Raw genomic sequence first — 3,868 nt, 5'->3', positions numbered from 1 at the left:
GTGGCGCCCTCAAGATGAGATTTCCCAATTCGTAAGACCCCTGGAAGACGACCAGGTTGATAGGTCCGAGGTGGAAGTGCGGCAACGCATGCAGCTGACGGATACTAATCGGTCGAGGGCTTATCCACACAACACACAGGTAAGAATGTTCCAAGCGAGTTGCTTCGCATCCGGTTTTCAGGGAATAACCCCCTGAAAAGAACTTGTTTCCTTTTAGGACAAAACCTGATATACTGTCTAGGTGTCACTAATCGAGTCCGTTCCCTGATAGCTCAGTTGGTAGAGCACTCGACTGTTAATCGAGTTGTCACAGGTTCGAGTCCTGTTCGGGGAGCCATGTGGAGAGGTGTCCGAGTTGGTCGAAGGAGCACGATTGGAAATCGTGTAGGCGTCACAAGCGTCTCGAGGGTTCGAATCCCTCTCTCTCCGCCACTTACTCCTTAGTGAAACTAATAGCAAGGCCCGTTGGTCAAGGGGTTAAGACACCTCCCTTTCACGGAGGTAACAGGGGTTCGAATCCCCTACGGGTCACCATATGGAGGCTTAGCTCAGCTGGGAGAGCATCTGCCTTACAAGCAGAGGGTCGGGGGTTCGATCCCCTCAGCCTCCACCATATCATCCATCGCGGGGTGGAGCAGTCCGGTAGCTCGTCGGGCTCATAACCCGAAGGCCGCAGGTTCAAATCCTGCCCCCGCAACTTACTTCTTCTCGTTATCGATTGTGGAGCCGTGGTGTAGAGGCCTAACATGCCTGCCTGTCACGCAGGAGACCGCGGGTTCGAATCCCGTCGGCTCCGCCATTTTAAACCTGAGAAGTGAACAAAATCTTTGAAGATGAAGAATCCCATATGGCTCGGTAGCTCAGTCGGTAGAGCAGAGGACTGAAAATCCTCGTGTCGGCGGTTCGATTCCGTCCCGAGCCACCACTTGCGGATTCAAGCCGCTGTAGCTCAACTGGTAGAGCAACTGACTTGTAATCAGTAGGTTGGGGGTTCAAGTCCTCTCGGCGGCACCAGTTTTTCCTTATATCGTGGAGGCTTAGCGAAGTGGCCAAACGCAGCAGACTGTAAATCTGTTCTCTGACGAGTTCGGTGGTTCGAATCCATCAGCCTCCACCATTTTAATCCTTCCTTTATCTGTAGGGGCATAGTTTAAAGGTAGAACAAAGGTCTCCAAAACCTTTGGTGTGGGTTCAATTCCTGCTGCCCCTGCCAATTTCAAATTTGGGATCGTATGGCGGTCGTGGCGAAGTGGTTAACGCATCGGTTTGTGGATCCGACACTCGAGGGTTCAATTCCCTTCGACCGCCCCATTATTTACTCTGATGGGGATTAGCCAAGCGGTAAGGCAACGGTCTCTGACTCCGTCACCCTAGGTTCGAATCCTAGATCCCCAGCCAAATTATATAGTATGCGGACGTGGCTCAGTGGTAGAGCATCGCCTTGCCAAGGCGAGGGTCGAGGGTTCGAATCCCTTCGTCCGCTCCATTTTATTTTTGGCGCCATAGCCAAGTGGTAAGGCAAAGCTCTGCAAAAGCTTTACCCCCAGTTCGAATCTGGGTGGCGCCTCCATTGAATTTCATGTGTCTGCCCTGTGCCGGGGTGGCGGAATCGGCAGACGCACAGGACTTAAAATCCTGGGATGGGTGACCATCGTACGGGTTCAAGTCCCGTCCCCGGCACCAACTTCATCAAGATATGTGCCCATAGCTCAGCTGGATAGAGCGTTTGACTACGAATCAAAAGGTCGGGAGTTCGAATCTCTCTGGGCACGCCATTATTTCACAAATAAAATTTATATGCCGGTGTGGCGGAATGGCAGACGCGCGCGACTCAAAATCGTGAGGGAAACCGTGGAGGTTCGAGTCCTCTCACCGGCACTTAAAGAGCAGATTTGTAAAATTGCCTTGAGCAGTTTTATGAATCTGCTTTTCCTATTTATGGCCTCATTCATGGTTACGGTTTAAATCATTATAGCCAATACGGAATAGTAATGCGGCATAAGGGACTGAAATGTGTTCCCCGCGCAAGTCCATCTCAAAATCAGATGCAAGGCTCCAGTTCGGGTGGGCTTGAAGGTTTAGTCAGGTCGAATCTCTATAACGAAGAGTTCAATGCGTGAAATACGGTTGCTCACATAATCTTACGGCCAATAACAAACTTACAGTAAACGTAATTTCTAGAATATAGCGTTAAGGGAGAGCAAGCTGATTTTGACCCGACTATTGCAAACCTATCTGAATAATTAGGGGGTTAAAGGGACTTTTTGCTTTTTCTATAGTTTGATGGGTATTGATCAAAAAGATTAACGGTCTGTACTATCTGATGATTTCGGAAGGCGGAACCGGACCAGATCATGCCCTCTCGATTGCACGCAGCGAATCGATTACCGGCCCTTTCGTCGGCAATCCCCGTAACCCGGTGCTTACCCATCGCCATTTGGGTAATGACTATCCCATTGTAAATATGGGTCATGCCGATATCGTTGAAACGCAAAATGGAGAGTGGTGGATGGTGCTGCTCGCCTCGCGGCCATATGGCGGGTATTACCGCAACCTGGGCAGAGAAACCTTACTTGTTTCGTTTACATGGGAAGACGGCTGGCTGGTGGTCAAGCCGGGCATAGGGATTGTCGAACTGGTAGAGGTGCGGCCCGACCTGCCTGAGCAGCGCTGGTTAACGCAAGCTGCTTGCGATCATTTTGACAGCGAAAAGCTTGGTATGCAATGGCTGTTCGCGCGGACGCCGAGAGAGGATTTCTTCAGCCTGGACGCCCGTAAGGGTCATCTGAGATTGAAGCTGCGTCGGGAAACCATTACGGAGGACGTCAATCCGAGCCTGGTGTGCAAACGTCAGCAGCATATTGATTTTGCTGCGCGCACGGTGATGGAGTTTACTCCACAAACCGAAAACGAAACAGCAGGTATGGCGCTGTTGCAGAGCAGCAAATTTAACTTCCGTTTCGAATATGTGAAAACAGGCGAATCGTATTTCGTGCAATTGACCAAATGCACGAACGGAAAGGAAGAGGTGCTGGCGAGGAACGCTTTCTCTGCCGACACCCTCTACTTGACGGTTACAGCTCATGGGCAGGATTATTCCTTCTACTATGGCAGCAAGTCGGATGAACATTTGATTTTGGCGGAACAAGTAGATGGACGCATCCTGAGTACAGATGTTGCCGGAGGATTTGTGGGGGCCTGCCTGGGCCTGTATGCCAGCAGCAATGGCATGGAAAAGCGACAATGCAGCAGACTTTGATTGGTTCGAGTATGTGGAAATTTAACAGAAGACCGACGAGTGCGGCGGGGGCTAAGTGCCCTCGCCTTTTTGTTTTGGGAGGTGTCGCACATCCATCTTGATTTTATTTCACGCTAGTTGAAGAGAATTGTTGATCATGGCGACAGTCGTTCAAATTTTGATTTTGTAAGCTGTCCGGGAAAGGATGAAGCTGCACCGATGAAGATAAATCAGATTCAAATCGACATCATAAACCAGTTGAAAATGAGCCGATTTCGTCTGGAATATGTGGAGCCCACACTAAGGCGTGTCTGATAACTTTTTATTGTTTTAAAGAAGAGAATGTGTCATTATTTTACAGGTATGAGATCAGAAGGAGGCTTGTAACACATGCTCAGATGCCATGAAATCAAGGACCCGGATTGTGTACGAATCCAAGGTTTTTTTCCTCTAGGGTAAGCATGGCAAAGAATAGAATATACTTAAACTTGGTTATAAAAGTTAGGAGCCATTCCTGTAATGAATTAATTTGAGGTTTGAATGAAAAGAGCACCTTCTGTATACTGGGTTCCGACCAAAGAACAACTCAGCACAGGAGGCACTCTACCATGAAGTATAAGCAATCGAAGA

At 49.2% G+C, this 3,868-nt stretch carries 1 protein-coding gene, 17 tRNA genes and 1 rRNA gene; all 19 read left to right on the top strand.

Features of this window, described 5'->3' with window-relative positions:
* Positions 1–128 (top strand): 23S ribosomal RNA (locus BN2684_RS24645); the annotation flags it as partial.
* 133 nt (positions 129–261) lie between these two features.
* Positions 262–337: transfer RNA gene (locus BN2684_RS00090), tRNA-Asn, on the top strand.
* 3 nt (positions 338–340) lie between these two features.
* Positions 341–432, top strand: a tRNA-Ser gene (locus BN2684_RS00085).
* A 27-nt stretch (positions 433–459) separates the two neighbouring features.
* Positions 460–534, top strand: a tRNA-Glu gene (locus tag BN2684_RS00080).
* 3 nt (positions 535–537) lie between these two features.
* A tRNA-Val gene (locus BN2684_RS00075) sits at positions 538–613 on the top strand.
* Between the two features lie 10 nt (positions 614–623).
* Positions 624–697 (top strand) — tRNA-Met (locus BN2684_RS00070).
* Between the two features lie 25 nt (positions 698–722).
* Positions 723–799: transfer RNA gene (locus BN2684_RS00065), tRNA-Asp, on the top strand.
* A gap of 50 nt (positions 800–849) precedes the next feature.
* A tRNA-Phe gene (locus BN2684_RS00060) sits at positions 850–925 on the top strand.
* A 13-nt stretch (positions 926–938) separates the two neighbouring features.
* A tRNA-Thr gene (locus BN2684_RS00055) sits at positions 939–1,014 on the top strand.
* A 17-nt stretch (positions 1,015–1,031) separates the two neighbouring features.
* Positions 1,032–1,117, top strand: a tRNA-Tyr gene (locus BN2684_RS00050).
* Positions 1,118–1,139: 22 nt separating this feature from the next.
* Positions 1,140–1,213, top strand: a tRNA-Trp gene (locus BN2684_RS00045).
* A 22-nt stretch (positions 1,214–1,235) separates the two neighbouring features.
* Positions 1,236–1,311: transfer RNA gene (locus BN2684_RS00040), tRNA-His, on the top strand.
* Positions 1,312–1,324: 13 nt separating this feature from the next.
* Positions 1,325–1,398, top strand: a tRNA-Gln gene (locus tag BN2684_RS00035).
* A gap of 13 nt (positions 1,399–1,411) precedes the next feature.
* Positions 1,412–1,486: transfer RNA gene (locus BN2684_RS00030), tRNA-Gly, on the top strand.
* Between the two features lie 10 nt (positions 1,487–1,496).
* A tRNA-Cys gene (locus BN2684_RS00025) sits at positions 1,497–1,570 on the top strand.
* A gap of 24 nt (positions 1,571–1,594) precedes the next feature.
* Positions 1,595–1,683: transfer RNA gene (locus BN2684_RS00020), tRNA-Leu, on the top strand.
* Between the two features lie 15 nt (positions 1,684–1,698).
* Positions 1,699–1,775: transfer RNA gene (locus tag BN2684_RS00015), tRNA-Arg, on the top strand.
* A gap of 24 nt (positions 1,776–1,799) precedes the next feature.
* Positions 1,800–1,878, top strand: a tRNA-Leu gene (locus BN2684_RS00010).
* Between the two features lie 412 nt (positions 1,879–2,290).
* On the top strand, positions 2,291–3,259 hold the full coding sequence (locus BN2684_RS00005; RefSeq protein ID WP_058300160.1) for a glycoside hydrolase family 43 protein: 969 nt from the start codon (positions 2,291–2,293) through the stop codon (positions 3,257–3,259).
* Positions 3,260–3,868 lie beyond the last annotated feature (609 nt).

It is taken from the genome of Gorillibacterium timonense (genome assembly GCF_001457415.1).
GTDB lineage: Bacteria > Bacillota > Bacilli > Paenibacillales > NBRC-103111 > Gorillibacterium > Gorillibacterium timonense.
The sequence above is the reverse complement of the archived record's forward strand: the minus strand, read 5'-3'. Positions and strand labels throughout refer to the sequence as shown.